Source organism: Paenibacillus sp. OT2-17 (assembly GCF_009827695.1).
Lineage (GTDB): Bacteria > Bacillota > Bacilli > Paenibacillales > Paenibacillaceae > Paenibacillus > Paenibacillus polymyxa_B.
The window spans coordinates 1-696 of the sequence record NZ_WUDQ01000999.1; the positions used below are offsets into that span (position 1 = coordinate 1).

Annotated in this window: 1 protein-coding gene and 1 pseudogene; both read left to right on the top strand. The window is 45.0% G+C overall.

Features of this window, described 5'->3' with window-relative positions:
• Positions 1-452 (top strand): helix-turn-helix domain-containing protein (locus tag GRP75_RS28695; RefSeq protein ID WP_160791083.1); only part of this gene is annotated, 452 nt, incomplete at its 5' end.
• A 100-nt stretch (positions 453-552) separates the two neighbouring features.
• Positions 553-696, top strand: a pseudogene (locus tag GRP75_RS30215) (acyl-CoA thioesterase); the annotation flags it as partial.

Sequence of the window (696 nt, forward strand, 5' to 3'; positions counted from 1 at the left end):
GCAAGGGGATGCTGGCTCAGATTGAGAAGGGGAAATCCAATCCTACGGTAACAACCCTTTGGAAAATTGCGAACGGTCTGCACGTATCCTTCTCCACCTTTCTTAAAGAAGAACCGCCGCAAATCACGAAGATTCGGAGGGAAGACCTGCATCCGGTTATTGATGAGGACGGTAACTATTTTGTTTACCCTGTATTCCCGTATCACGCTGAAAAGAAGTTTGAGGTGTTCACGGTAAGTCTGAAGCCAGGCTTTACACACCAGGCAGAGAAGCATTTGGGAGAGGAAACGATTCTCATGATCCGTGGGGAAATGTACTTTGAAATGCAGGGGCAACAGCTCAAGCTGAGTGCAGGGGATGCCGTGCAATTTCAAGTATCTGACATACATACCTACCGGAATGATTCGGATGAGGATGCCGATTTTTATGTATTGATTTATTATGCGGATTAGTGGGATGATTAGCATAGTCTAAAACAGGCTTCCACATCATGATTTTGCAAAATCCTGAGATATAAAAAGAGAGCAACGAGGAAAAGAGAGGAAAGAATCCATGGAAAGCAAGTACATCCGAGAAACCTACTGCTTCAAGACGTCCCGAGTATTTCCCAACGATATCAACAATCATAACACGCTCTTCGGCGGCCGATTAATGTCGTATATCGACGATATCGCATCTATTGCAGCTGCTAAGCTG